This window comes from Microbispora sp. NPDC049633 (genome assembly GCF_040675265.1).
Classification (GTDB): domain Bacteria; phylum Actinomycetota; class Actinomycetes; order Streptosporangiales; family Streptosporangiaceae; genus Microbispora; species Microbispora maris.
Window position 1 is genome coordinate 1 of sequence record NZ_JBFAOO010000036.1, and the last position, 25,025, is coordinate 25,025.

Annotated in this window: 21 protein-coding genes; 17 read left to right on the forward strand and 4 right to left on the reverse strand. The window is 72.3% G+C overall.

Annotated elements, in window-relative coordinates; translation table 11 throughout:
* The first annotated feature begins 336 nt into the window (after positions 1 to 336).
* Together AB0J39_RS12305 and AB0J39_RS12310 are read left to right on the forward strand one after the other, a co-directional pair.
* Positions 337 to 933 (forward strand): hypothetical protein, encoded by a 597-nt coding sequence (locus tag AB0J39_RS12305; protein WP_363463641.1) that lies wholly within the window; start codon positions 337 to 339, stop codon positions 931 to 933.
* A gap of 43 nt (positions 934 to 976) precedes the next feature.
* Positions 977 to 1,939 carry a hypothetical protein gene (locus AB0J39_RS12310; RefSeq protein WP_363463643.1) on the forward strand — a complete coding sequence of 321 codons (963 nt, stop codon included), beginning with the start codon at positions 977 to 979 and terminating at the stop codon, positions 1,937 to 1,939.
* 42 nt (positions 1,940 to 1,981) lie between these two features.
* Here AB0J39_RS12310 and AB0J39_RS12315 read toward each other — a convergent pair whose 3' ends face one another.
* Positions 1,982 to 2,344 carry a GntR family transcriptional regulator gene (locus tag AB0J39_RS12315; protein WP_363463645.1) on the reverse strand — a complete coding sequence of 121 codons (363 nt, stop codon included), beginning with the start codon at positions 2,342 to 2,344 and terminating at the stop codon, positions 1,982 to 1,984.
* Positions 2,338 to 3,324, reverse strand: a complete 987-nt coding sequence (locus tag AB0J39_RS12320) for a hypothetical protein (RefSeq protein ID WP_363463647.1) — start codon at positions 3,322 to 3,324, stop codon at positions 2,338 to 2,340. The genes AB0J39_RS12315 and AB0J39_RS12320 overlap by 7 nt, the downstream gene beginning before the upstream one ends.
* Before the next feature lie 307 nt (positions 3,325 to 3,631).
* Between AB0J39_RS12320 and AB0J39_RS12325 the strand changes: the two genes are divergently transcribed.
* The 4 genes from AB0J39_RS12325 (at position 3,632) to AB0J39_RS12340 (ending at position 8,837) form a co-directional block, all read left to right on the forward strand.
* Entirely contained in the window at positions 3,632 to 5,035 is a 1,404-nt protein-coding gene (locus AB0J39_RS12325) for a glycosyltransferase family 39 protein (RefSeq protein ID WP_363463649.1), read from the forward strand.
* Positions 5,036 to 5,086: 51 nt separating this feature from the next.
* Positions 5,087 to 5,944 carry a polysaccharide deacetylase family protein gene (locus AB0J39_RS12330; protein WP_363463651.1) on the forward strand — a complete coding sequence of 286 codons (858 nt, stop codon included), beginning with the start codon at positions 5,087 to 5,089 and terminating at the stop codon, positions 5,942 to 5,944.
* A gap of 119 nt (positions 5,945 to 6,063) precedes the next feature.
* Complete coding sequence (locus AB0J39_RS12335) at positions 6,064 to 7,179, forward strand: glycosyltransferase (protein WP_363463653.1); 1,116 nt, start codon at positions 6,064 to 6,066, stop codon at positions 7,177 to 7,179.
* Positions 7,176 to 8,837, forward strand: a complete 1,662-nt coding sequence (locus AB0J39_RS12340; protein WP_363463654.1) for a glycosyltransferase — start codon at positions 7,176 to 7,178, stop codon at positions 8,835 to 8,837. The genes AB0J39_RS12335 and AB0J39_RS12340 overlap by 4 nt, the downstream gene beginning before the upstream one ends.
* Positions 8,838 to 8,910: 73 nt before the next feature.
* On the opposite strand, the gene AB0J39_RS12345 is transcribed toward AB0J39_RS12340, so the two are convergent.
* Entirely contained in the window at positions 8,911 to 10,467 is a 1,557-nt protein-coding gene (locus AB0J39_RS12345; protein ID WP_363463655.1) for a glycosyltransferase, read from the reverse strand.
* 187 nt (positions 10,468 to 10,654) lie between these two features.
* On the opposite strand from AB0J39_RS12345, the gene thrC reads away from it, so the two are divergent.
* The 9 genes from thrC to AB0J39_RS12390 all read left to right on the forward strand — a co-directional run bounded on the left by thrC (position 10,655) and on the right by AB0J39_RS12390 (position 21,910).
* Complete coding sequence (thrC, locus tag AB0J39_RS12350; protein WP_363463657.1) at positions 10,655 to 11,713, forward strand: threonine synthase; 1,059 nt, start codon at positions 10,655 to 10,657, stop codon at positions 11,711 to 11,713.
* Between the two features lie 73 nt (positions 11,714 to 11,786).
* Positions 11,787 to 12,683, forward strand: coding sequence for a homoserine kinase (gene thrB / locus AB0J39_RS12355; RefSeq protein WP_363463658.1), 897 nt, complete (start codon positions 11,787 to 11,789; stop codon positions 12,681 to 12,683).
* Positions 12,684 to 13,096: 413 nt separating this feature from the next.
* A complete protein-coding gene (gene rho / locus AB0J39_RS12360) occupies positions 13,097 to 15,112 on the forward strand; it encodes a transcription termination factor Rho (RefSeq protein WP_363463660.1) in 2,016 nt (671 codons plus the stop codon).
* Positions 15,113 to 15,487: 375 nt separating this feature from the next.
* Entirely contained in the window at positions 15,488 to 15,706 is a 219-nt protein-coding gene (gene rpmE / locus AB0J39_RS12365) for a 50S ribosomal protein L31 (RefSeq protein ID WP_346226152.1), read from the forward strand.
* A 104-nt stretch (positions 15,707 to 15,810) separates the two neighbouring features.
* A complete protein-coding gene (gene prfA, locus AB0J39_RS12370; RefSeq protein WP_346226153.1) occupies positions 15,811 to 16,857 on the forward strand; it encodes a peptide chain release factor 1 in 1,047 nt (348 codons plus the stop codon).
* Positions 16,858 to 17,001: 144 nt separating this feature from the next.
* Positions 17,002 to 17,856, forward strand: a complete 855-nt coding sequence (gene prmC, locus AB0J39_RS12375; protein ID WP_363463663.1) for a peptide chain release factor N(5)-glutamine methyltransferase — start codon at positions 17,002 to 17,004, stop codon at positions 17,854 to 17,856.
* A 66-nt stretch (positions 17,857 to 17,922) separates the two neighbouring features.
* Complete coding sequence (locus AB0J39_RS12380) at positions 17,923 to 18,570, forward strand: L-threonylcarbamoyladenylate synthase (RefSeq protein ID WP_363463665.1); 648 nt, start codon at positions 17,923 to 17,925, stop codon at positions 18,568 to 18,570.
* A gap of 144 nt (positions 18,571 to 18,714) precedes the next feature.
* Positions 18,715 to 21,369 (forward strand): hypothetical protein, encoded by a 2,655-nt coding sequence (locus tag AB0J39_RS12385; RefSeq protein WP_363463667.1) that lies wholly within the window; start codon positions 18,715 to 18,717, stop codon positions 21,367 to 21,369.
* A gap of 151 nt (positions 21,370 to 21,520) precedes the next feature.
* Entirely contained in the window at positions 21,521 to 21,910 is a 390-nt protein-coding gene (locus AB0J39_RS12390) for a hypothetical protein (RefSeq protein WP_363463669.1), read from the forward strand.
* Between the two features lie 214 nt (positions 21,911 to 22,124).
* On the opposite strand, the gene AB0J39_RS12395 is transcribed toward AB0J39_RS12390, so the two are convergent.
* On the reverse strand, positions 22,125 to 22,574 hold the full coding sequence (locus AB0J39_RS12395; protein WP_363463671.1) for a carboxymuconolactone decarboxylase family protein: 450 nt from the start codon (positions 22,572 to 22,574) through the stop codon (positions 22,125 to 22,127).
* 83 nt (positions 22,575 to 22,657) lie between these two features.
* Here AB0J39_RS12395 and AB0J39_RS12400 point away from each other — a divergent pair, with 83 nt between their 5' ends.
* Together AB0J39_RS12400 and glyA are read left to right on the forward strand one after the other, a co-directional pair.
* Positions 22,658 to 23,536 (forward strand): sigma-70 family RNA polymerase sigma factor, encoded by an 879-nt coding sequence (locus tag AB0J39_RS12400; RefSeq protein ID WP_363463673.1) that lies wholly within the window; start codon positions 22,658 to 22,660, stop codon positions 23,534 to 23,536.
* A gap of 189 nt (positions 23,537 to 23,725) precedes the next feature.
* On the forward strand, positions 23,726 to 24,988 hold the full coding sequence (gene glyA / locus AB0J39_RS12405) for a serine hydroxymethyltransferase (protein ID WP_363463675.1): 1,263 nt from the start codon (positions 23,726 to 23,728) through the stop codon (positions 24,986 to 24,988).
* The last annotated feature ends 37 nt before the right edge of the window (positions 24,989 to 25,025 follow it).

The window sequence follows — 25,025 nt, forward strand, 5'->3', positions numbered from 1 at the left end:
GAACGATCGGCGCGGCCACCGTCGCCGCCACGATCATGCCCGCACCGACTCGCCGCATAGGTGGCCTTCCTCGTCGCCCTGCCGCCGTTCCGCCGCCACGCGGCCGATCTCGCCCGTGAACGACCCACGGCAGGCTAGGGCACCCGCGCGGCCTCAGGCCGTCGCCGCGCCGGACGAAGGCGTGATCGTGGGGACCGTGCCGCGCGTCTCCGCCGGTTGTCATGTGATCACAAAGGGTCTCCAGACACCGGCGGGACAACCGTGTCGTACGTCCCGGACCGGCCAGGATGTCACCGACCGCGGCCCGAGGCATCGCATCGACGGAGGAGATCGGCTGTGTGCAAGAGGAATGTCGCCGCGCCGTCGGCCGGCATGGCAGGACTGGCGCTGATGACCGCGCTGACGGTGACATCGACGGCGTCGCCCGCCGGGGCGGCCACTTGCCCGGCGTCGACCACCTGCCCCACGACGGTGACCTTCACCGTCAACGCCCCCGACGGTCTGACGATCACCGTGCCCGACGGTCCGGTGAACATCGGCAGCGGCGTGCCGGGGGGCCAGATCAGCGGAGCGCTGGGTCCGGTCACGGTCTCCGACCAGCGCGCGGCGCTCACCGCGACGTGGGTGGCGACGGTGTCGGCCGCGGCCGGGGGATTCGTCACCGGCGGCGGCACTCCCGCGGAGACCGTCCCCAACAGCGCGGTCCTCTACTGGTCCGGCGCGGCGACGGCCACGACGGGAACCGGAACGTTCGTGCCGGGGCAGGCGAACGCGGCGGCCGCCCAGTCGCTCGACGTGCCGCGCACCGCGTTCAGCAAGACGAGCGGCTCCGGCGTCAACTCCGCCACGTGGAACCCGACGATCGTCGTCAACGTGCCCGCCGCGGCGGTGGCGGGCGTCTACACCGGCACGGTGAACCATTCCGTCGCCTGACCGCTCGGCCCGCAGGATCATCGCCGCCGGCCTGCTCGCGATCATGTCGGCCGCCGCCGTCACGCCGGCGGCGGCCGACGGTGACGCACGCCGGCAGGAGAGGTTCGGCATCCGCCTGCTGGAGATCCCCGAGAACCGGCTGGACGACCCCCGTTCGCACGCGTTCATCGTCGACCACGTGAACCCCGGCACCACCTTCACCCGGCGTCTCGAGGTCTTCAGCACCTCGCCGGAACGGCAGCACGTGAGCCTGTATCCCGCCGCGGCCCGGGTGGGCGCCGCGGGGTTCACCTTCGCCCCCGCGCGCGCCGCCAACGAGCTGACCTCCTGGATCACACTCGACCGGACGGCCGTGGACCTGCCGCCGCGCGGCCGCGTCCCGGTGACGGCCACCGTCGCGGTGCCGGCCACGGCGGTCAAGGGCGAGCGGTACGCCGTCATCTGGGCGGAGATCTCCTCGGCCTCGCCCGGCCCGGCGGGCAACGTGGCGCTCGTCAACCGGGTGGGCGTCCGCGCGTACCTGGACGTGGGCCCGGGCGGCGAGCCGCCGACGAGCTTCCGGATCGGCGGGGTGACCGCCGGTCGCGCCGGCGACGGGCGGCCGCGGCTGGTGGCCGAGGTCGGCAACACGGGGGAGCGGGCCGTCGACCTGGAGAGCGAGGTGCGTCTGTCGGAGGGGCCGAGCGCGCTGAGCGCCGGGCCCTTCCGGAGCACCCGCGCGGTCACCCTGCCTCCCGGCGGCCATGGTCAGGTGACCGTGCTGCTGGGCGACGACCTGCCGGCCGGGCCCTGGCGGTTCCGGCTCACCCTGCGCAGCGGCCGCGTCAGCCGTACGGCCACCGGGACGATCACCTTCCCGGCGGCCGGGGAACGGGCGGCGGCGCGGAACGACCCCAGCGTGCCGGTCCTCGTCGCCTGCGCCGCCGCGGCGATCGCCGCCATGGTGCTCCTGGTCGTGAACCTGCGCCGCTTCCGCCGCCGCCCCCTTGACGGCGAAGCGGCCTGACCAGCCACGCCGTGCCCTGCTCACGGTGGCGGACGCGGCGGGTCAGCGCTCCGCCATGGCCTTGCGGACCGCGTCCAGAGCCTCCGCCTCGGAGGCCCCGAGCCGGCGGACCACGGCCGCGAACTCCTCGGCCGCCTCGCGCAGGTGCAGGAGACCGCCCTCGGCGGCGAGGTCGGTGATCGTCGCCGTACGGCCCCGGCGCAGTTCCACCAGGCCCTCGTCGCGAAGCTGCTGGTAGCCGCGGAGCACGGTGTGCAGGTTGATGCCGAGCGCGGCGGCGACGGCGCGCGCCGAGGGCAGCTTGTCGCCGGGGACCGCCGCGCCCCTGGCGACCGCCGCGCGCACCGAGGCCGCCACCTGGTCGGCCAGGGGCTGTGGGGAGGACGGGTCGACGACGATCAGCATCCGGCGGCTCCCCGTGCCCGGGTGAGCGCCCCGTTCACCAGCGCCGCGGCCGCCACCGCGTCCCTGGTCGAGTACAGGAACTCCCGGCAGTCGGTGAGCCGCAGGGCCAGCACGGGACCACGCCCGCTGACATACCCCCATCCCCTGCTGCCGCCGATCAGACCGCCGGGGCCCGTCGCGGACGTCCTCGGCCGCGCCGAGGCGAACAGCACCGCATCGTACGACAGGGCCCGCCGCAGACCGCCAAGCCAGGGCAGGCTCACCTCCACGCCCCGGTCGTCGACGCGGAGCCGGGTGCGGGCCTGCAGGACCAGGAAGACCCCGAGGAGCGCCGCCATCGTGGCCGGCTGCCAGGGAAGCGAGAGGTAGAAGGCCCAGAACCAGGCGACGACGAGGCACAGCGCGCCCTGGAGGAGCGGCATGCGCTGCCAGGTGGACACGGCGTAGACGGCCCGCTGGCCGGGCGTCAGCGGGAGGACGGGGACGTCCTCGGGAGGTGTGCCGGCCGCCGGTGGAGCGGGGGGCACCGGGCCCGCCAGCCACCAGCCCGCGACGGCCGCGAGGAGGGTGAGCGCGATCTCCGCCGGAGTCGCCCACGGCTGCCGGGGCACCGGGCCCTCGGCGTCGATCAGCGCCGCCACCGCGAAGCCGTTGGCCGACGCCATGGAGACGCCCAGAGCGAGGGAGCACGCGGCCACCCAGCGCTGCAACTCCGGCCAGCGCCCGTAGTGCAGGAACATGGCCACCCACGTCACCTCGGCGAGCCCCGCGGGAAGGATGGCGTCGCTCCACCACAGGCGCAGGCCGGCCGCCAGGTCGGGAACCCATCCCGAGACGTCCGTCCGGTCGGGCAGCCGGTCCCGGAAGACGGCGAAGACCAGCAGCGGCACGAGCGGGATCAGGAACGGGGGTGCCGCGGTCAGGATCAGGCGGCGTGGCCGGCCGGGACGCCCGGTGTCGTACTGAAGGGGGGAGTACACGGGCCACCTCCAACTGTTTGCATATCACTATAACAATGCAAACAGGAGGGAGGAAGGCCCGGCTCGCGATCCTCGGCGGGGCTGCGTACGGTGAGGCGCACCGGCGCACGCGTCCGCGGGCTCCGGCGGAGCCGCGGAGCTCGATCCGGTAACGTCCGCGATCATCCGCGCGTCGATTGTGTGCGGCGTGCCTAAAGTCACCGAAGTGTTCGCGTCTGTGGGGGAAAGTGTGGTTACCGGCGAGGCGGTTCGGACATCCGGCCGGAGCGCGGGAGCGCGCGCGAGGGACTGGCCCGGATGGACGCCGTTGCTCGCGGGGCTGCTGACCGCCTGCGTCGCCATCTCCGGCACCACGGCGTCGCTGTCGGGCGACGAGGTGGCCACCTACAGCGCCGCGGTGGCCCGGCCGCTGAGCGGCCTGTGGGAGCTCGTGCGGCACATCGACGGCCATTTCCTGCCCTACTACCTGCTCGTCCACGTGTGGTCGTTCTTCGGGGAGGCCGAGTGGTGGCTGCGCCTGCCCTCGGCCCTGGCGGCCGGCGTGGCGGCCGGTTTCCTGGCCGACCTCGGCCGCAGGCTGGCCGGGCCGCGCGCCGGAGTGCTGGCCGCCGTGCTGTTCGCCGTCCTGCCGTCGGTGTCCTACCACGGCGCGAACGCCCGGCCGTACGCGTTCGCGGCGGCGGCGGCCGTCGTCTCCGCCTGGGCGTTGCACCGCGTGGCCGAGGCGCCCACGGGATCCAGGGTCCGCTGGTACGCGGTGTCGGTGGCGCTGCTCGGCTGCACGCACCTGTTCTCCGTCCTGGTGCTCCCGGCCCAGTTCCTCGCCGCACTGCTCGTCCTGCCCCGGCGTACGTTCCTGACCAGGATCGTCCCGGCGACGGCCGTGGGGTGCGTCCCCGTCGTGGTCCTCGCCCTTGTGGGCTGGGGTGAGCGCCATGCGATCAGCTGGATCCAGCCGCACGGGCCCGACGTGCTGCTGAAGTTCCCCAAGCACGCGGCGGGCTCCGACCTCGCCGGGCCCGCGCTGTTCGCGCTCGCCGTCGTGGGGGTGGTGATCCTGCTGCGCAGGTCGGTCCCCTGGGGAGTGCTCGCCGCCGGCTGGATGGTCCTCCCGCCGGTGCTGCTGCTCGCGATCGACGCGCTGGTGACCCCGGCCTACGTGGACCGTTACGTGTTCGTCGCGGCGCCCGCCCTGGCGCTGGCGGGAGCGGTGGCCCTGGCCTCCGTCCGCCTGGCCGCCCTTCCCGCGGCGCTGGTCGCCGTGCCCGTCGTCCTGGCCGTGGCGCTGCTGGGACTTCCCGCGCAGGCCGACTACCGGCAGCGCAACGGCCACTACGACGACTTCCCCGGCGCGGTCGGCGTGATCCGGGCGCGGGAACGCCCCGGCGACGCCATCGTGTACGGCCAGAGCCGGCTGCGCACCGGTTTCGTCTACTACGGCCGCGCGGGCCTGCCCGACGACGTGCTGCTCAAGGGGCAGGGCCCGGCCTTCGAGTACGCCGAGCGAGGCGACCTCGCCGAGGCCCTCGCCGGGCGCCGCCGCGTCTGGGTGGTCTGGCGGGGGACCAAGCAGTCCGGCCTGACGGGCAAGAAGATCCCCCGGGTGGCCGCCGTCCGCGCGGCCGGATACCGCCTCGCGACGGCATGGCACTCCGCGGAGCTGCCGGGCCTGACGGTCGCGCTGTTCGAGCGCCCGCGCGGCAACGGGTAGCGGCAAAGTCTGTGCCGACTGCAAGTAAAGTCTCCGTCTATGCGACTTACGGTGAAGAGACTCGTACCGGCCTGTCTCGTCGCCGCGGCGTCGGTCGCGGGGCTCCAGCATCCGGCCGCCGCGACGGCCCGCGAGACCGTCTCCGCGCACGCGGCGGCCCCACGAGTGGAGACCGCGCGGGCGGCCGGGGTGCCGACCGTGATCCTCACCTTCGACGACGGCACGGCCGATCACCTCGCCGCCGCCAGGACGCTGAGCAAGCGCGGTCTCAAGGGCACCTTCTATGTCAACAGCGGGCGGCTCGGCAGCCGCGGTTACCTGAGCGTCGCCGCGTTGCGGAGCATCGCCCGCGAGGGCCACGAGATCGGCGGCCACACGCTCGACCATCCGCACCTGTCGGAGCAGTTCGAGGCCGTGCAGCAGACGGAGATCTGCGACGACAGGCGGGCGCTGCTGAAGCTGGGCTTCGACGTGCGGTCGTTCGCCTACCCGTTCGGCGACTTCGACGACGCCACGAAGCTGCTGGCGATGCGCTGCGGCTACACGACCGCGCGCGGCATCAACGGCCTGTACCGGCCCGACAGCTGCCGTTCCTGCCCCGTCACGGAGAAGATCCCGCCCGCGGACCCCGGCGACGTGCGCGCCACGAGCCAGACCGGCCTGCCGCGTACGGCCCGCACGCTGCGGGAGTTCGTCACCCGCGCCCAGCGGCAGGGCGGCCGCGGGCTGGTGGTCTTCGTGTTCCACGAGATCAAGGACGACCGCCGGGACAGGTACGCGACGGCGCCCAAGGAGTTCGCCGCCTTCGTCGACTGGGTGGCCAAGCAGCGGAAGGCCAAGACGATCGACGTGAAGACGCTGGGCGACGTCGTCGGCGGGCGTGTCTGGCCCGTCCCCGACGAGATGTGATCCTCGCCGACGCGCCGGGTCACAGCGAGTCGTCAGGTTGACCGCGGCGGTCACAGGAATCCACAAGGTTCGGCTGATAGAAGTTCACAGTCAGTAAACGGACGCGCGGGAGGAACACCGTGACGGTGACGACGGACATGTGCTCGCCGTACGGCTTCACGCGCCGTCCCACCGAGGAGACCGCCACACTGTCCTGGAGCGACGGCCGGTGGACGATCGCGGGCCGGCCGCTGGCCGTCCCGATCGAGGCCGCCGACGTCGCCCCTCTCCGGTCGTTGCGCGGGCTGCGGGTGCGGTGGCCGGCCGAGCCCGCCGCCGAGGCGTTCGGCCCGGTCGCCCGCCTGGCCGCCGCGGGGGTGCCGCTCACCTGTGAAGACCCGCCCAGGTGGGCGCGTGAGGCCGACCCCGTGCTCGCCCGCCTGGCCGCCGCCTGGACTCCCGAGGCCGACGACGGCAGGCCCGAGTCGGTGGCCGACCTGCGCCGGGAGGAGCACAGCGTGCTCCTGCGCAGGCACGCGCTGCGGGCCGCGGGCGTCGGCACGAACCTCGCCCCGGTGACCGTCGTCATGGCCACGAGGCGGCCCCACTACGTCGGCGACGCGCTGCGGCAACTCGCCCGCCAGCGCGGGGTGGATCTCGAGGTCGTCGTCGCGCTGCACGGCTTTCCCGCCGAGCGGGTACGGCAGGCCGTCGAGGAGTTTCCCCGTCCCATCACGGTGATCGAGGCCGAGCCGGACGCGCCGCTCGGGACCGTGCTCAACCGCGCGGCGGCGCGGGCGTCCACCGGCATCGTCGCCAAGTGGGACGACGACGACTGGTACGGCCCCGAGCACCTCGCCGACCTGCTGCTGGCCATGGCCTACTCAGGGGCGGAGCTGGTCGGGACCGCGCCGGAGTTCTTCTACCTCCAGCCCCTTCACGCGACGATCCGCCGCGTCGACTACGGCAGCGAGACGTGGGCCGACCACGTCGCGGGCGGCACGATCCTGCTCGGCCGCGAGCTCTTCGAGGAGGTCGGCGGCTTCGGGCCGGTGAGCCGCGGGGAGGACGCGCACCTCCTGCGCGCGGTCGAGGCGGCCGGCGGCCGCGTCTACCGCACCCACGGTCTGGGCTACGTGCTGCGGCGGTCCGTCAGCGCCGACCACACCTGGAACCTTCCCCTTGCCCACTTCCTGCGAGTCGCGGCGAACCAATGGCGCGGCTTTCGCCCGAGTGTGATTCTGGAAGCACCATGACGCCACGCATCAGGGGAAACGACTACACCGTCCTCCAGCCGCCCGCCCTCGGATCGCCGTGGACGCCCCGCCTGCGCGCCAGCGTGGTCGTCCCCGCGTACGCCAACCAGGCCAAGCTCGACCTCACGCTCGCCGGGCTGGCCAGGCAGACGTACCCGGCGGACCTGCTCGAAGTGATCGTGGTCGACAACGGCAGCGAGCCGAGGCTGCGCCTCCCGGAGATCCGGCCCCGCCACACGCGGCTGCTGGTCTGCGGGACCCCCGGCCGGGCCAGGGCGCGCAACACCGGGCTGGCCGCCGCGACGGGCGACGTCATCCACTGGATGGACTCCGACGTCGTCCCCGAGCCGGAGGAGGTGGAGGCGCACATGCGCTGGCACCACCTCGCGCCCTACCTGTCGGTCACCTCCTACCTGCGCTTCACCACCGCCCCGCTGCCCGATCCCGCGGACGTCGCGGGCACCGACGACCTGGCGAAGCTCTTCGAGCCCGCGGAGCCGCACGCGTGGATCGAGGACCTGGTGGAGCGGTCGCAGGGGCTGACCCGCTCGCCCCGGCCGTTCAGCATCCACATCGGCGGCGCGTCGTCGGTCTCCGCGCGGCTGTTCGAGCGGGCCGGGCCGATGGACCCCGAGATGATCCTCGGCCAGGACACCGAGATGGGCTACCGGCTCGCGCAGGCGGGCGCCGTCTTCATCCCCGACCCGGAGGCCAGGGCCTATCATCTCGGCCCGTCCATGCGCATGCGCGACAGCGCGCCCGTCAACCGCGTCAGCCACGCCCTGGTGACCGACCGCGTCCCCGGGTATCGGTGGCTGCGCACCCACCCCGCCCGTCAGTGGAAGGTCCCGCAGGTGGAGGTCCTCGTGGACGCCACGGCGGGATCGTACGACGACGTCAGGGCGACGGTGGACGGCGCGCTGGCCGGCACGGTGACCGACCTCGCCGTCGTGCTGACCGGTCCGTGGGACGAGCTCGCGCCCGAGCAGCGCGCGCCGCTCAAGGACCCGAGCCTCGACCTCGTGCTGCTGCGCGCCCACTACACGCACGAGGGCCGGGTACGGCTCGCCACGGCGGCGCCCGACACCCTCTCGCCCTACCGCCTGCGTCTGCCGCCCGGCTGGGTGCCGGGGGAGGACAGCATCGGCGGGCTGCTCGCGATGGCGCGCGAGCGGGAGCTCGGGCTGGTGAGCGTGCTCCTGGCCGAGGGCTCCGAAGGCGTCACCGCCGCGCGGCTGGAGCGTACCGAGGCGTATGCCCGCGCCGCCCTCGTCACCGCCGAGGGCGAGGACGCCGACGACGCCGTGGACGAGATGTTCGGCACCTACTGGGCCGACGGCGAGACCCACGGCTTCCGCGCCGCAGCGGAGGCCCCCGCGTACATGAACCCCCGCACCGCCTACCGCAAGCGGGTGGAGGCGCAGGCCGAGGTCGAGCGGCTGACCAAGGAGGTCGAGCGGCTGCGCGGCCAGGTGACGAAATGGCGGGACGAGGCGGCGAAGTGGCGCAAGTCCGCCGTCGAGTTCCGCCGGGAGATCGGCACTCTGCGACGGCAGGTCTCGACGCTGCGCGGACAGGTCTCGGCGCTGCGTCACGCCCAGGGCCTGCGCGGCATCGCGCGGGGCCTCACCCGGCCCTTCACGTTCAAGAAGTCCTGACCGTCCTTTTTCGCCAGTCCTTTCCCGCCAGTCCTTTCCCGCCAGTCCTCTCCGGCCAGTTCGTTCTCTCCGGTCAGGAACGGCGGAACAGGCCGCGGCGGCGCGGCGACGCCTCCGGCTGCGGCTGCGGCTGTGGGGCGTGCGCGGTAACCGGCTTATCGGCGGCCGGCCGCGCAGCGGGCTGCGTCGCGGCGGCCACTTTCCCGGTGGCCGGTTTCGCCGCGGGTGCGGGGCTCTTGTCGAACTCGCCCACCGCCGCGTGCCGTACGCCGTGGGTCTGCGCGATCACATCCGCCGGGTCCTCGCCCGGCCCGGCCAGGCGCCGGGCCCGCGCGGCGGCCTCGGTCCGCTCCAGGGTGGCCGTGCCTGCCTCGGGCAGCTCCACGACCAGCAGGCCGATCCGCTCCTCCAGCATCGCCTTGACCGCACGCTCCAGCAGCGCCGGGGCGGGAGGGGCATCGACAGGAGCCGTGTAGCGGAAGGGGACCGGCGCGGCGGTCGGCGCCGCCCGCTCCGCGAACCGCACCCGCGCGTCGTGCCCGAACGCCGCCCGCACCAGGGCGAGGTCGAACGCCTCGGTGCCCGGCGCCCACCTGCGTCCCCCGTCGAGCAGCGACCACGGGCCGGCCAGCGTCACCGCGACGTCGGTGAGCGTGCCGCGCAGCACCGCGTCGACCGCCGCGACGATGCGCCGCTCGTCCGCCCCCGTCACGTCGAAGACCACCTCGACGTACGGCACGAGCCAGCGCCTGCCGGGCTCCTTGCGCAGGTCGCGGCGGAGCGGGACCCGGTGCGCCAGGTGGGTCTCGACGAGCCGGACGATCGACCTGCCATGCTCGCCGCGCTGCGCGGGCAGGCCGAGGTGCACGGCGCGGGCCTCGGCGTCGGGGACGAACACCGCCCCCGCCTGGGCGAGCCGGTAGGCGAACTCGGTGTCCTGGCCGCGCACCACATCGGTGTCGAAGCCGCGGACCTCGTCGAGCAGGGCCCGCCGCAGGGAGACCGTCGGCCCGGTGCACACCTGGTAGGGGTTCTTGCTGGCCCGCAGGCCGTCGAGGCGCCGGATGGTCTCCTCGGTCGAGCTGGACACCAGCTCCGACGGGCCGAACAGGTCCTCCGGCGAGCCCTGCCGTACGGCGTCGTGCACCTGCGCGGGGGTGAGCGGGCGCTCCTCGGCGAACTTCTTGCCGCCGATCGTGACGACGTAGTCGGTGAGGTGCTGCCAGCGGAACAGCGCCTCCAGATGCTCGCGCGAGATCACCATGTCGGCGTCGAGCCGCTGGACGATCTCGCCCTCGGCGACGGCGATCCCGGCGTTCATGGCGTGCCCGGCGCCCCACCCGCCGTCCGGAGCAGCGATGATCCGCGTGTTCTCGGGGCGCAGGTCCGGCAGGCGCAGAGGCGGATCGCTGCGGTCGTCCACCACGATCACCTCGGTGAGGTGCGCGGGATAGGTCTGCGCGGCCAGCGCGGCCAGCGTCAGGTCGAGGCGGTGCTGCCCGCCGTGGGCGGGGATGACGACACTCGCGCGGAGCGTGGGCGTCCAGCCGCCGATGGGCGGCGGGGTGAGCGGAGAGTAGTCGTTGTGGCGGATCCTCGGCCGGGGCTCCACGCCCGTCAGGTGGGCCAATCCTCGTCCTTCTCAGCGATGGTCAAGAGGCGGCTCCACCCTAGCGAAACCGGGCGGCTGTTCCCTAAGGTGGCGCCCAATATGTCCAGTTGGTGGACGACGGCGTCCGCGCGTCAGACGGTTGGCCGTAGACTCGGTGACCGATACCCCTGGTGACACGCGTGTGCGCGCGTGGGAGGAGCGACCAATGTTCAGGGCTTGGCGTGGCCTGATCGAGGAGTACCGCGACCGTCTTCCGGTCTCCACGACGACGCCCGTGGTGACCCTGCTCGAGGGCGGCACGCCGCTCGTCCCCGCCAGGCGGGTGTCCCAGATCACGGGCTGTGACGTCTACCTCAAGGTCGAGGGCCTCAACCCGACCGGCAGCTTCAAGGACCGCGGCATGACCCTGGCGATCAGCAAGGCCGCCGAGGAGGGCGCCCAGGCGGTCATCTGCGCGTCCACCGGCAACACCAGCGCCTCGGCCGCCGCCTACGCCGTGCGTGCCGGGCTGACCTGCGCCGTCCTCGTGCCGCGCGGGAAGATCGCGATGGGCAAGCTCGCCCAGGCGCTGGTCCACGGCGCCAAGCTGCTCCAGGTCGAGGGCTCGTTCGACGACTGCCTGGAGATGACCAGGAAGCTCGCGGAGACCTACCCGATCGCGCTGGTCAACTCCGTCAACCCGCACCGCCTGCAGGGTCAGAAGACGGCGGCCTTCGAGATCGTCGACGCGCTCGGCGACGCGCCCGACGTCCACTGCATCCCGGTCGGCAACGCCGGCAACATCTCGGCGTACTGGATGGGCTACAAGGAGTACGCCGACGACGGCGTGGCCACCAAGCGGCCCCGAATGCTGGGGTTCCAGGCGAGCGGCGCGGCGCCGCTGGTCGGGGGCAGCCCCGTGACCCACCCGCAGACGATCGCCACGGCGATCAGGATCGGCAACCCCGCCTCGTGGCGGCTCGCCGAGGCCGCGCGCGACGAGTCCGGCGGGGACATCCAGGCCGTGACCGACCGCCAGATCGCCGCGGCGTACAAGCTGCTCGCGCAGGAGGAAGGCGTGTTCGTCGAGCTCGCCTCCGCCGCGAGCGTCGCCGGGCTGCTCCAGACGCACGAGCAGGGCCTGCTCGCGCAGGGGCAGCGGATCGTGTGCACCGTGACCGGCAACGGCTTGAAGGATCCCGACTGGGCCATCTCCGGCGCCCCCGCGCCCGTGACGATCCCGATCGACGCCTACGCCGCCGCGGCCGCGCTGGGACTCGCCTGACCGGCACTCTTATTCCCGCCCATTCAAGGCTTCAGGTGACGAATTGACGGACAGTCAGGGCGTCGTCGTCCGCGTGCCGGCGACGAGCGCCAACCTCGGCCCCGGTTTCGACAGCCTCGGCCTCGCGCTCGACCTGTACGACGAGGTCGAGGCCGAGATAGCCGAATCGCCCGGTGTGCGAATCTCCGTAGAGGGCCAGGGCGCCGGTGAGCTGGACGAGGGCGAGGGCCACCTCGTCGTCAGGACCATGCGCGCCACGTTCGACCGCATGGGGTTCACCCAGCCGGACGGCATCGCGTTGCGCTGCCGCAACCGCATTCCGCACGCGCGGGGGCTCGGCTCGTCGTCGGCCGCGATCTGCGCCGGCATCCTCGCCGCGCGTGCCCTCGCACGCGGGCGGGGCGCGGGCGACCTGCCGGACCCCGAGGTGTTCGCGCTGGCCACCGAGCTGGAGGGGCATCCCGACAACGTGGCGCCGTGCCTGGCGGGCGGACTCACCATCGCCTGGACGGACCAGTCGGGGGTGGCGAGTATGGTGAAACTGACTCCGCACGAGGACGTCCGGCCGGTGGTGTTGATCCCGGATTTCCGGTTGTCCACGGAGGAGGCTCGGGGGCTGCTGCCGAAGGAAGTACCGCATTCGGACGCGGCGGCCAACGCGGGGCGGGCGGCTCTGCTCGTCGCGGCGCTGACGCGGAGACCGGAACCGGATCTCCTGCTCGCCGCCACCGAAGACCGCCTGCACCAGAGGTACCGCGCACCCGCGATGCCGCGCACCGCCGAAGTGGTGCGACGGCTTCGCGAGGCCGGGGTGCCCGCCGTCGTCTCGGGGGCCGGTCCGACGGTTCTCGCGTTGACGACACGGGACACCAAGGATTTGATCGCGCCAGAAGTGGGTAATGACTGGCACATCCAGCCAATGAACGTCGACCCGCTTGGTGCGTTCGTTCGGTTTCCCGAGACACGCTGATGTTTCTTCGACCTTCAGGGAATAGCTGTGCGCGCTGGTGATGTTAGGCTGATAGCCGCACCAGGTGCCCCCGTGTTGGGTGCGTGCTTGTCATTCGCACATCGCTGCACTTCGCCCCGTGTCCTTCGACGCGGGCAGGGCGATTTCCCCGAAACCGTTTCCTCCAGTCGGCACACCTTCGGGTGGCATGGCCGGGGGTGGCGTTCTCGGAGACATGCGCGTTCGAACCACCAAGACATCTGGTCGGTGGCGGCAATCCGGGGGATCGTCCCCGGGCACCTACCGCTCGCGAATCCCGAGAGTCATCGACACATGAGATTCGCGAAGCCCGACCCGGTCTGTCCCGCCGGGTCGCATCACCGGGACGCCTGGACGCACGATTCTGGCGCCCGACCCCTGGGAAGGACCCTTAGTTGAGCGACACCACCGAACTCCTCTCCGACGGCCAGGCCGCCGGCGACACCCCCACTTCCGCCTCGGCCCGTCCGCGACGTCGCTCCGGCACCGGCCTGGCTGGCATGGTGCTCCCCGAGCTTCAGGCCCTGGCGACCAGCCTCGGCATCACGGGGACCGGACGGATGCGCAAGAGCCAGCTCATCGCGGCCATCCAGGAGAAGCAGGGCGGACCGGGAGAGGCCGCGACCGCGGCCGAGCCGAAGGCCGCCGCCGAAGCGCCCGCAGTCGCCGAGCGTCCCGCCCGTGGCCGCAGGGAACGTTCCCGCGCCGCCGCGGCGCCCGCACCCGAGGCCGCGCCCGCTGCCGGGCCCGCCGCCACGTCCGCTGCCGAGCCGGCCGTCGCGGCCCGCGAGGAGCGTCCCGTGGTCGAGGCCGCGCCCGCCGTGACCGCCGAGGCCGTGCAGAACGGCGTCGCCGCCGTCGCCGAGCCGCAGGCCGAGGCCGCGCCGTCCGAGACCCGCGCCGAGCGTCCGGAACGCGGCGACCGCCGCGAGCGCCGTACGCGCGGCGAGCGGGGCGAGCGGGGTCGCGAGCGCGACGGCCGCGGCGACCAGCGTGGCGATCAGCGTGGCGACCAGCGCGCCGCCGAGGCGGGGGACGGCGGCCAGGGCCGTCGTGACCAGCAGAGCCGCGGCGACAACCGCACCGACGGCCGGGACGGCCGTGACGGCCGTGACCGCTCCGAGGGGCGCGGCGACAGCCGTGCGGACAACCGCGCCGACGGCAAGGGCGACCAGCAGGGCGACGACAGCCGCGGGCGCCGTGGCCGCTTCCGCGAGCGCGGCCGCCGCGGGCGTGACCGCTTCGAGGGCAACGAGCCGGTGATCAGTGAGGACGACGTCCTGATCCCGATCGCCGGCATCTTGGACATCCTCGACAACTACGCCTTCGTGCGGACCAGCGGCTATCTGCCGGGCTCGAACGACGTGTACGTCTCCCTCGCCCAGATCCGCCGCAACGGCCTGCGCAAGGGCGACGTCATCACCGGCGCCGTCCGGCAGCCGAGGGACGGCGAGCGGCGCGAGAAGTTCAACGCCCTCGTCCGCCTCGACACCGTCAACGGGATGGACCCTGAGCAGGCCCGCCAGCGGCCCGACTTCAACAAGCTCACGCCGCTCTACCCGCAGGAGCGCCTGCGCCTGGAGACCGAGCCGAACGTCCTGACCACGCGGATCATCGACCTCGTCTCGCCGATCGGCAAGGGCCAGCGCGGCCTGATCGTGTCGCCGCCCAAGGCCGGCAAGACCATGGTGCTCCAGGCGATCGCCAACGCGATCACGCGCAACAACCCCGAGTGCCACCTGATGGTCGTCCTCGTGGACGAGCGTCCGGAAGAGGTCACCGACATGCAGCGGTCGGTCAAGGGCGAGGTCATCCACTCGACCTTCGACCGTCCGGCCGAGGACCACACCACCGTCGCCGAGCTCGCCATCGAGCGGGCCAAGCGGCTGGTGGAGCTGGGCCACGACGTCGTCGTCCTGCTCGACTCGATCACCCGTCTCGGGCGCGCCTACAACCTCGCGGCGCCCGCGAGCGGCCGCATCCTGTCCGGTGGTGTCGACTCGACCGCGCTCTACCCGCCGAAGCGGTTCTTCGGCGCCGCCCGCAACATCGAGAACGGCGGCTCGCTGACGATCCTCGCCACGGCTCTCGTCGAGACCGGCTCCAAGATGGACGAGGTCATCTTCGAGGAGTTCAAGGGCACCGGCAACATGGAGCTCAAGCTCAACCGGTCGCTCGCGGACAAGCGCATCTTCCCGGCGGTGGACGTGGACGCGTCCGGCACCCGCAAGGAGGAGATCCTCATGGCGAAGGAGGAGCTGTCCATCGTCTGGAAGCTCCGCCGGGTCCTGCACGCCCTCGACATGCAGCAGGCGCTGGAGCTCCTTCTCGAGAAGATGAAGGAGACCAAGTCCAACGCCGAGTTCCTGCTCCAGGTGCAGAAGACCACGGTCAGCAACGACCGCGACTGACGCCTGCTCGACCGGCGCCCCGGACGGCCACGCCGTCCGGGGCGCCGGCGTTCCCGGCCACGGGCGCGCGCCTGCAGCCGTGCGGTGCCGGTTGTCCCCACATACGGCGGCGTTCCCTGCGAAACGCTTGGCCGGCTTTTCGCGAGCGCGCACCGTCCGGCCGTGCCGACGCGTTCGCGGCGCCCCTGACATGCGCGGCCAGCGTGCTGTCGCCGGGGGAATAGCCCATGGCCTGGGATGGTTGGAGGATCTGGCACACTGGTAGCCGAACCGCAGCGGTACCGGTTCCCGCGCCGCGCATCACGGTGTGCCGATGCGCGAGTCCGTAGACAGACGGAGCGACCCGGCGACCGCGCCTAGCGTTAGGACTGAGACATGAAGCCCGACATCCACCCGGAGTACGTGGTCACCCAGGTGACTTGCACCTGTGGGAACACCTTCACCACGCGTAGCACCGCGACGAACGGCGTCATCCACGCCGACGTCTGCTCCGCCTGCCACCCCTTCTACACGGGCAAGCAGAAGATCCTCGACACCGGTGGCCGGGTTGCGCGCTTCGAGAAGCGCTTCGGCAAGAAGGCCCAGAGCAAGTAGCTCCTCCAGGACGCCGGCTCGGGGGCGCCCCTTCTCGGGGCGTCTCCGGGTCGGCGTTCTTGGTGATTACGGCCTTACGAGGAGCTTGAGCAAAGGAGCGTGCGGTGAACCTCGACGAGATCATGAGCGAGTACGCGGATCTGGAACTGCGGCTCGCCGACCCCGCCGTGCACGCCGACCAGAGCAAGGCCCGGACGTACGGCAAGCGTTACGCCGTGCTCACGCCGATCGTCGCGACGTACCGGGAGCTCGAAGGCGTACGGCAGGACCTCGCGGCCGCGCGCGAACTCGCGGCGGAGGACCCGGCGTTCGCGGAGGAGGCGGCCGAGCTGGAGGGCCGCATCCCGGTGCTGGAGGAGAAGCTCACCCGGCTGCTGGTCCCGCGCGACCCGAACGACGACAAGGACGTCATCATGGAGATCAAGGCGGGTGAGGGCGGCCAGGAGTCCGCTCTGTTCGCCGGAGACCTCCTGCGGATGTACCTCAGATACGCCGAGCGGATCGGCTACAAGACGGAGATCATCGACGCGCAGCACTCCGACCTGGGCGGCTACAAGGACGTCACCGTCGCCATCAAGGGCAGGGAGGGCGTCTGGTCGCGGCTCAAGTTCGAGGGCGGCGTGCACCGTGTGCAGCGGGTGCCGGTGACCGAGTCGCAGGGCCGCATCCACACCTCGGCCGCCGGCGTGCTCGTCTATCCGGAGGCCGAGGAGGTCGACGTCCAGATCGACCCCAACGACCTGCGCATCGACGTGTTCCGCTCCAGCGGCCCCGGTGGCCAGAGCGTCAACACCACCGACTCGGCGGTGCGGATCACCCACCTGCCGACGGGCGTCGTCGTCTCCTGCCAGAACGAGAAGAGCCAGCTCCAGAACAAGGAGTCGGCGCTGCGCATCCTGCGTGCCCGGCTGCTCGTGATGGCGCAGGAGGAGGCCGAGGCGGCCGCGATGGCCGAGCGCAAGTCGCAGGTGCGCACGGTCGACCGCTCCGAGCGGATCCGCACCTACAACTTCCCGGAGAACCGCATTTCGGATCACCGCGTGGGCTTCAAGGCCTACAACCTGGATCAAGTCCTGGACGGCGATCTCGACGCGGTGATACAGGCTTTGCTCGACGCCGAACTCGCGGAGAAGCTGGCCGCTCATTCGTGAGCCGATCGCGAGCCTGATGTGGGGACGATGGGAGAAGCGGTGATGGACGTGGGTCCGCAGACGAGCGTGGGCGGTCCCGGCGGCCCGCCCGCACACGACCGACGATCCCCAGGCCACGCCGCGACAACCGTGCTGTAAGAGACAATGACCTTCCTGCTCGACGAAATCGCCCTCGCCACCGCCCGGCTCGCCGAGGCGGGAGTGCCGTCACCGCGAACGGACGCCGAGGAGATCGCGGCCTTCGTGCACGGCGTCACGCGCGGCATGCTGCACACGGTCAAGGACGCCGACTTCGACGCGCGGTTCTGGGAGGGCGTCGCCCGGCGCGAGGCGCGCGAGCCCCTGCAGCACATCACCGGCCGGGCCTACTTCCGCTACCTCTCCCTCGAGGTGGGCCCCGGTGTGTTCGTGCCCAGGCCGGAGACCGAGGTGGTGGCAGGCTGGGCGATCGACCGGCTCCGCGAGATGGACGTCGCCTCCCCCGTCGTGGTCGACCTCGGCACCGGTTCCGGGGCCATCGCGCTGTCGATCGCCCAGGAGGTCGCGCTGGCGCAGGTGCACGCCGTCGAGATCGACCCCGTGGCGTACGGCTGGGCCAAGCGCAACATCCTCGAACACGGCCAGGGCCGCACCACCCTGCATCCCGAGGACCTGGCCGACTGCCTGCCCGAGCTGAACGGCCAGGTGGACATGGTCATCTCCAATCCGCCGTACATCCCGCCTGGAGCGATCCCGCGCGACCCCGAGGTGCGCGACTACGATCCCTCCCGCGCCCTGTACGGGTCGGGCGAGGACGGGCTGGACGAGGTGCGGGCCGTCGAGCGCACGGCGCGGCGGCTGCTGCGGCCGGGCGGGTTCGCCGTGGTCGAGCACGCCGACCAGCAGGGCAACGCCGTCTACTGGCTCTTCTCCGAGGAGAACGGCTGGCGCGACGTTCGGTTGCGCCAGGACCTGACCGGCCGGGACCGGTTCGTCACGGCACGGCTGACCCAGGACTGACCCGAACGGCCCGGCGAGCGGCCACACGGCGGCGGACTCGGGCGGAACACGTGGAAGGATGACTTCGTGAGCCGACGGTTTGACTGTGCCGACCAGATCGAGCGGATGACCGGACTGGCGGAGGCGACCGCGACGGTGCGGCGGGGCGAGCTCGTGGTGCTGCCCACCGACACCGTCTACGGTGTCGGCGCCGACGCCTTCACCCCTTCCGCCGTCAACGCGTTGCTGGAGGCGAAGGGCCGGGGCAGGGACATACCCGTGCCGGTCCTCGTGGGCACCGTACGCGCCGCCAACGCGCTCGTGGAGAGCCTCGGGACGTACGGGCAGGACCTGGTGGACACGTTCTGGCCCGGGCCGCTCACGCTCATCCTGAGGGCCAACCGGTCGCTGTCGTGGGACCTCGGCGACGCCAAGGGAACGGTCGCCGTCCGCATGCCGCTGCACCCGGTCGCGCTGGATCTCCTCAAGGAGACGGGCCCGATGGCGGTCTCCAGCGCCAACCGGGCCGGCAATCCGGCGGCCACCACGGTCGCCGAGGCCGAAGAGCAGTTGGGGGACTCGGTGGACGTGTACCTCGACGGCGGCCCCTGCGAGGACACCGTGCCGTCCACGATCGTGGACCTGACCACCGCGGTGCCCCGGGTGCTGCGCAAGGGCGCGATCCCGGTGGACAAGATCCGCAACCTCGTCGGGTACCTCGCGACCGAGGAATGACCGGGATCCGGGCGTACGTCTCATGTTGTGAGACAACGCCGCGGCCCTGACCAGGGCGATCGATGCCGTCTGGCTATCGGGCTTCTTTACTGATGCCGCCCCGGCTACCGTGAAGTGCGCCGATATCTCTGTGGAGGCGCGCCCATGGCCAAGCTCGACGGGATGGATCCGAAGCTCGTCCGTGAGTTGCTGGCGGGGGTTCAGCACGCCGCGCGGCAGATGGACGGCATCGAGGCCCGGGTGAGTCAGTTGACGCGTACGGCCGGCGTCTCCGTGCATGTGACCCACCGGCCGTCACAGGTCGCCGACGCGTGCTCGACCATGGTCAAGGACGTCACGAACCGTGTGGTGCTGCTGGAGAAGAAGGAGAAACAGCGGAGCGCGGGCAAGGCGCCCACGGCCAACGCCTCCTTCACGGAGGAGAGGGACACCACCGCGCCCGCGGACGATCCGGCGCCGAAGCCCGGCGCGCAGGGCGACAAGAGCGACAAGGGCGACGCCAAGCCCGATCACAAGCCCGATCACAAGCCCGATCACAAGGCCGACGCGAAGACGGACGACCACAAGGCCGACGGCAAGGCGGACACGAAGCCCGAGGCCAAGTCCGAGGGGAAGGCGGCCCACGACAAGCAGGACGCTCCCCGCGCGTCGTCGTCCGGGAGTGCTTCGGGCGATTCCGGCGCGGCCGGGAAGGGCGAGACCTCCCATCGGGCGCACAGCGCCACGGACGGTGCCACCCGCGCGAACGGCGACGGCGGAGGCCACGGCGTGGCCGAGGGGGAACTCGCGGACAAGCCCCGCCACACGGTCGAGGGCTCCCTCGCCCAGATGCCCGCCTCGACGCACAGCCCCGCCCACGCCGACGACGGTGGCACGGCGGCACGCGCGGGCGCGGGAACCGGCTCCGACACGTCCCAGGGCGCGGGCATCCGCCAGGTGCAGCAGCCCACCGGCCCGGGTCAGCCGATCGGCGAGGGTACGGCCGCGAGCCAGAACCAGCCCGTCGGCACCGGTCAGGGCGCGGGCCAGCATCAGGGCACGGCCCAGACGCAGCCCATCGGCACCGGTCAGGGCGTGGGAACCGGCTCCGACGCGGCCCAGGGTGTGGGTCAGACGCAGCCGGTCGGCGACGGCCAGGGCGCCGCCGGTCAGAACCAGTCCGGTGGTCAGCACCAACCGGTGGCCCAGGGGCAGGACCAGAGTTCGGGGCAGGGTGCGCCGGCCGGTTCCAAGGCGGCCGGGGAGCAGCCCTCCACAGGCGGCAGCGACTCTCAGTTCTACGACACCCCCGGCAAGGATCACCCGGACGACATCGACCCCGCCGGCAGGCATGTGGCCGTGGTCGACGGTGTCAAGGTCGTCAGCACGCCGATGAACCAGCCCAGCGCCGAGTACATCCAGTGGCTGAACGAGCACATGCGGGAAGTCCAGCCGATGGATGTCCCGAGCGTGGACGCACAGACGGCGAGCGCGGGCGGCGCGCATCCGGATGGGCCGCCCGGGCTGGTGCCGCCCGCCGAGCCGACCAACCCCGCGGCGAAGCAGCCTCCGCAACCGGGTCTCGCGCCAGGAGACCCAATGGGCGCCTATGTCGGCACGCCCGCCGACAACCTGTCCGGGGAGCCGTACGCCCCCGGCGACCCGAACGCCGCGCAGGGCACTTCAGCCGCCCACAACACGGTGACCGCGAGCGCCGGTGGTCACGCGTACACGGGTGACACAGCGGTGAGCGGTACGGCGATCAATCCCGCGCAGCCGGCGGCAACGACCGAAACCACCCCTGCCGCCACCGGGGCCGTGCCTTCGTCGGTGGACACCGCCGGTGCGAGTGGTTCGGGGCAGGCGGCGGCCACGGCCGCAACGTCCACGGCCACCGCTCACCCGGCGGGCACGGCCGCCGCGGCGGACGGGGCGCCTGTGACCTCAGGCGGAACGGGTACGGCGACCGGCGCCTTGCCTGCGGTGGACAGCTCCGGTGCGGGGACCGGGCAGGCGGCGGGCGCGACCGGTACGGCGACCGGCACCCTCCATGCGGCGGGGACGGCGGCCGGGCACGGTCAGGTGGCCGGAACGGTGGAAGCCGCGCCCGCGACGGGCGCCGGCGGCGATGGCACGACGGGCCACACGGCGACGACCGGTGCGGGCGACAGGGCCGACGGCGCAGCCGGTGCGAGCGGGCGAGCGTGCGACAACGATGCCGCCACGGGCACGACGGGGGTCATCCGCGAGGGCACGGGCACTCAAGGCGTGGTGCATGGGCCGGGAACGCATGGCACCGACACCAATGCCCCGGGCACTCATGGCACGGGCGCCCATGGCACGGGCAATCATGGCGCGGTGCATGGGCCGGGGACGCATGGCACCGGGACACATGGGCCGGGGACACATGGGCCGGGGACACATGGCCCGAGCGCGCATGGCGTGGGCTTGCATGACGCGGCGGCCGGCGGCGCGGCGGCAACGCCGGACACGGGCCGGGCGCCCGATCCCCGATCGCCCGCTGCCGTACAGCCCGGACACGTGCAGCCCGGACACGTGCAGCCCGGACACGTGCAGCCCGGACACGTGCAGCCCGGACACGTGCAGCCCGGAGAGGTCGATCACCCCGTCCGCCACTCCGGCGACGAGGCCATACGGCGCATGCGCCCGGATCACCATCGGGACGTCGGGCCGGTGGACACGCCGGACATCTCCGTTCCGGAGGGGGAGTGGGGCGAGGACGACTGGGTGGACAGAAAGGTCCAGCCCGACAGGCGTGTCGAGGTTGTCGAGATTCGTACGCCGGATCCGGAGAAGTGAGCGTGCGGGCACGAGCGACACCGCCCGGGCGGGGCGCGGTGCGGGGTGACCGGCCGAGGAGTACCGGTGGGCCTCCCACCGGGATCCCCGCCGCAGAGCATGTGACGACCAACGCCGGTGTTCTCGCCGGTTTCGCACAGGAGGCGCGATCGTGAGCTTTGTCGACCCGCCGGCGCCCACTCCGCTGCAGCCGGGTGAGACCCCACCGGCGCCGTCGAGCACCGACCTGCTCGCGCCCGGCGGGCAGCCGACGGGGTGGGTGTTCAACCCGGAATACCAGAAGCTCGTGGACCTGTGGCTGCAGGTGGTCCCGCTGATGGATCAGCTCACGAAGTCCCTGGACAAGCCGTACGAGATGGCGCGGAGCAGGGACGTGTGGGACGCCCCGGTCGCCGGCCGGTACGTCCAGGACATCGCCGAATGGCGCAACCGGCTCGGCATGTACCGCCAGGCGGTGCTGACGGCGATCAGCGACCAGGCGGCCGACACGCCGCGCTGGATTCCGAGCAAATCGGGTGCACCGCACGCCTTCACCTCCTGACACGCGCCCACGCGATCAATGGGTTGGGGGAGCGGAGCGAAAGGGAGCGAGGACCGTGGCGGAGGCCCGGCCTCGCCCCCGAGGGCGAGTGAGCGTCGAGCAAGGACGTTCCCTCACCGGCGTACAGGGGCTCGCGCTTGCCACGTCCCCTCGGCGGGGCGCCATGCCCTGCTTCGGGAGGCACGGCTTCCGGAGGGATGACGCCCCGACCAACTCACCAGGTTTTGCCGGCCTGTTCCCGGATCGTACGGTTGATCCGGTTGAAGAAGTTGGTCAGCGCGATCTCCAGGTTGAGCGCGGACAGCTGCTTCTCATCGAAGTGGGCCGCGGCGGCGTCCCAGGTCTCGTCGGTCACGCCCGGCGCCCCGTCCTGGATCCGGGTCGCGGCCTCGGCCAGCGCGAGCGCCGCCCGCTCCGCCTCGGTGAAAAAGGGCGTCTCGCGCCAGGTGACCACGTTGTGCAGCCGCTCGTCGGTCTCGCCGTGCTTCTTGGCCGACGCCACCCCGGCGAAGACGCACGGGCTGCAGCCGTTGATCTGACTGACCCGAAGGTGAACCAGATCGAGCACGAGCGAATCGACGCCACCGGTGTGAATCGCCTTGTAGAGGTGCTGGACCGCCGTCATCACGTCGGCGTTCGCCCGGCTCTTCATGCGTGCTTCCATGGGTCTTGCTCCTTCATCGGTTACCTGTGCCCGACCGGGCCCGTCATCCCCCATGACGGAGCAGGACCGAGAAAGGTAACGACATGGCCGACACCAGCCCGGCGGACCTCGTGGCAACGACGTTCGAGGCCCAGCGCGAACGGCTACGCGCGGTCGCCTACCGCATGCTCGGGTCGCACGCCGACGCCGAGGACGCGGTCCAGGAGGCCTGGCTGCGGCTCTCCCGCCAGGACACCGCGACGATCGACAACCTCGCCGGCTGGCTGACGACCGTGGTCGGCCGGATCAGCCTCGACGTCCTTCGAGCGCGCCAGACCCATCCCAGGGCGTCCTACGACGAGCAGCTGGCCGAGCTCGTCGTGACGCTCGACGACGGCCCGGCGCCGGAGGACGACGTGGCGCACGCCGATTCGGTCGGGCTCGCACTCCTCGTCGTCCTGGAGTCGCTCGGGCCCAGCGAGCGGCTGGCGTTCGTGCTGCACGACCTGTTCGCGGTGCCGTTCGAAGAGATCGGCCGGATCCTCGGCAGATCCGCCGACGCCACCAAGATGCTCGCCAGCCGCGCCCGCAGGAAGGTGCGGGCGACCGAGCGGCCGGCGGTCGCCGGCCGGGAGCAGCGTGAGGTGGTCCGGGCATTCCTGGCGGCGGCCCGCCGCGGCGACTTCGAGGGCTTGCTGCGCGTACTCGACCCCGAGGTGAGGCTGACCGCCGACACTCCCGGCGGTGTGGTCGTCACCCTCGGCGCCACCAAGGTCGCCGCCGGCGCGAGGCTGGGCGCCGGTGCAGCCACAGGAGCGCGCGAGGTGCTCGTCAACGGCCTTCCCGGGATCGTGTCCTGGCGTGAGGACGGCACCCCCCTCTCGGTCGTCGCGTTCGCCGTCGTCGACGGCCGGATAGCCGGCATCACGGTCGTGGCCGACCCGGCCAGGCTCGCGTCGATGAACCTGCCGCATCCGGAGTGAACCGGGGCGGCAGGTGGCGGTGCCGCACGAGATTCGTGCGTCGCGAGCTCCTCCGTCCATCGGAGCCGACTTGTGGATCCGCAGGTCTCCGACCCCGGGCGGGGCCCGGAGGGCCACGGCGCCCGGGTGACGGCCCCGGATCGGTCTACTCTTGATGCGAAGACCGCCACCGGATTGTGAGCCGGTCCAATGGACAGTTCGGAGCCGTTCTACGGGCCCGATTTCGCCCGGCTCGCCGCGCAGGACCCGGACGTCGCCCAGGTGCTGCTCGACGAGGTCGTCAGGCTGCGCGGCGGGCTTCAGCTGATCGCCAGCGAGAACCTGTCCTCGCCCGCCGTCCTCACCGCGCTGGGCTCGGTGCTGAACGACAAGTACGCCGAGGGCTATCCGGGCCACAGATACTACGGCGGTTGCGAGGTGGCCGACCGCGCCGAGCAGATCGCCGTGGAGCGGGCCAAGCGATTGTTCGGGGCCGACCACGTCAACGTGCAGCCCTACAGCGGCACCACGGCCATCCTGGCGGCGTACGCGGCCCTTCTGCGGCCGGGGGACACCGTCCTGGCGCTCGCTCTGCGACACGGCGGCCACATCGCCCATGGATCCAGGGTCAACTTCTCCGGCAGGTGGTTCCATGTCGTCTCCTACGGCGTGCGGCGGGACACCGAGACGCTCGACTACGACGAGGTGAGGGACCTGGCGTTACGCCACCGGCCCAGGGTGATCGTCTGCGGGGCCACGGCGTACCCCCGGCTGATCGACTTCGCCGCGTTCCGCGCCATCGCCGACGAGGCCGGAGCCTGGCTGCTGGCCGACGTCGCCCACGAGATCGGCCTCATGGCCGGTGGGGCCGTTCCGTCGGCCGTGCCGTACGCGGACGTCGTGACCTTCACGACCCACAAGTCGCTGCGCGGCCCGCGCGGGGGAGGCGTGCTGTGCACCGGCGAGCTCGCGCCGGAGATCGACCGGGCGGTGTTCCCCTTCAGCCAGGGCGGGGCGCTGATGCACGTGGTCGCGGCCAAGGCGGTGGCGTTCGGCGAGGCGCTGCGCCCCGAGTTCCGAGCGTACGCCGCGTCGGTGGTGGACAATGCGAGGACGCTGGCGGAGGGGCTGGCGGCCGAGGGGCTGCGCCCGGTGTCGGGCGGCACCGACACCCACCTCGTGCTGGCCGACCTGCGCGGGACCGGGGTGAGCGGAGCGGAGGCGGAACGGCGGTGCGCGGAGGCCGGCATCCTGCTCAACCACAACGCGATTCCGTACGATCCGGCGCCCGTGACCGTGACCTCCGGGATCAGGGTCGGCACCCTCTGCGTGACCACCCAGGGCATGGGCCGGGCGGAGATGACGGACATCGCGTCTCTCGTCGTCCGGGCCATACGGCAGCCCAGTGCGATAACGTCGGTCCTCGAACGGGTAAAGGGGCTGACCGCGACGCATCCGGCATATCCCCGTTAGGGATAGGGCGATCTATGTCTTTTGCCCGTCACAACCG

Bases quoted from the DNA above. Each gene is read 5' to 3' on its own strand.
- thrC (WP_363463657.1), top strand. From the start codon at position 10,655: ATGTTCAGGGCTTGGCGTGGCCTGATCGAGGAGTACCGCGACCGTCTT.
- AB0J39_RS12395 (WP_363463671.1), bottom strand. From the start codon at position 22,574: ATGGAAGCACGCATGAAGAGCCGGGCGAACGCCGACGTGATGACGGCG.
- AB0J39_RS12400 (WP_363463673.1), top strand. From the start codon at position 22,658: ATGGCCGACACCAGCCCGGCGGACCTCGTGGCAACGACGTTCGAGGCC.
- prmC (WP_363463663.1), top strand. From the start codon at position 17,002: ATGACCTTCCTGCTCGACGAAATCGCCCTCGCCACCGCCCGGCTCGCC.
- AB0J39_RS12385 (WP_363463667.1), top strand. From the start codon at position 18,715: ATGGCCAAGCTCGACGGGATGGATCCGAAGCTCGTCCGTGAGTTGCTG.
- AB0J39_RS12315 (WP_363463645.1), bottom strand. From the start codon at position 2,344: ATGCTGATCGTCGTCGACCCGTCCTCCCCACAGCCCCTGGCCGACCAG.
- AB0J39_RS12340 (WP_363463654.1), top strand. From the start codon at position 7,176: ATGACGCCACGCATCAGGGGAAACGACTACACCGTCCTCCAGCCGCCC.
- AB0J39_RS12310 (WP_363463643.1), top strand. From the start codon at position 977: ATGTCGGCCGCCGCCGTCACGCCGGCGGCGGCCGACGGTGACGCACGC.
- glyA (WP_363463675.1), top strand. From the start codon at position 23,726: ATGGACAGTTCGGAGCCGTTCTACGGGCCCGATTTCGCCCGGCTCGCC.
- rpmE (WP_346226152.1), top strand. From the start codon at position 15,488: ATGAAGCCCGACATCCACCCGGAGTACGTGGTCACCCAGGTGACTTGC.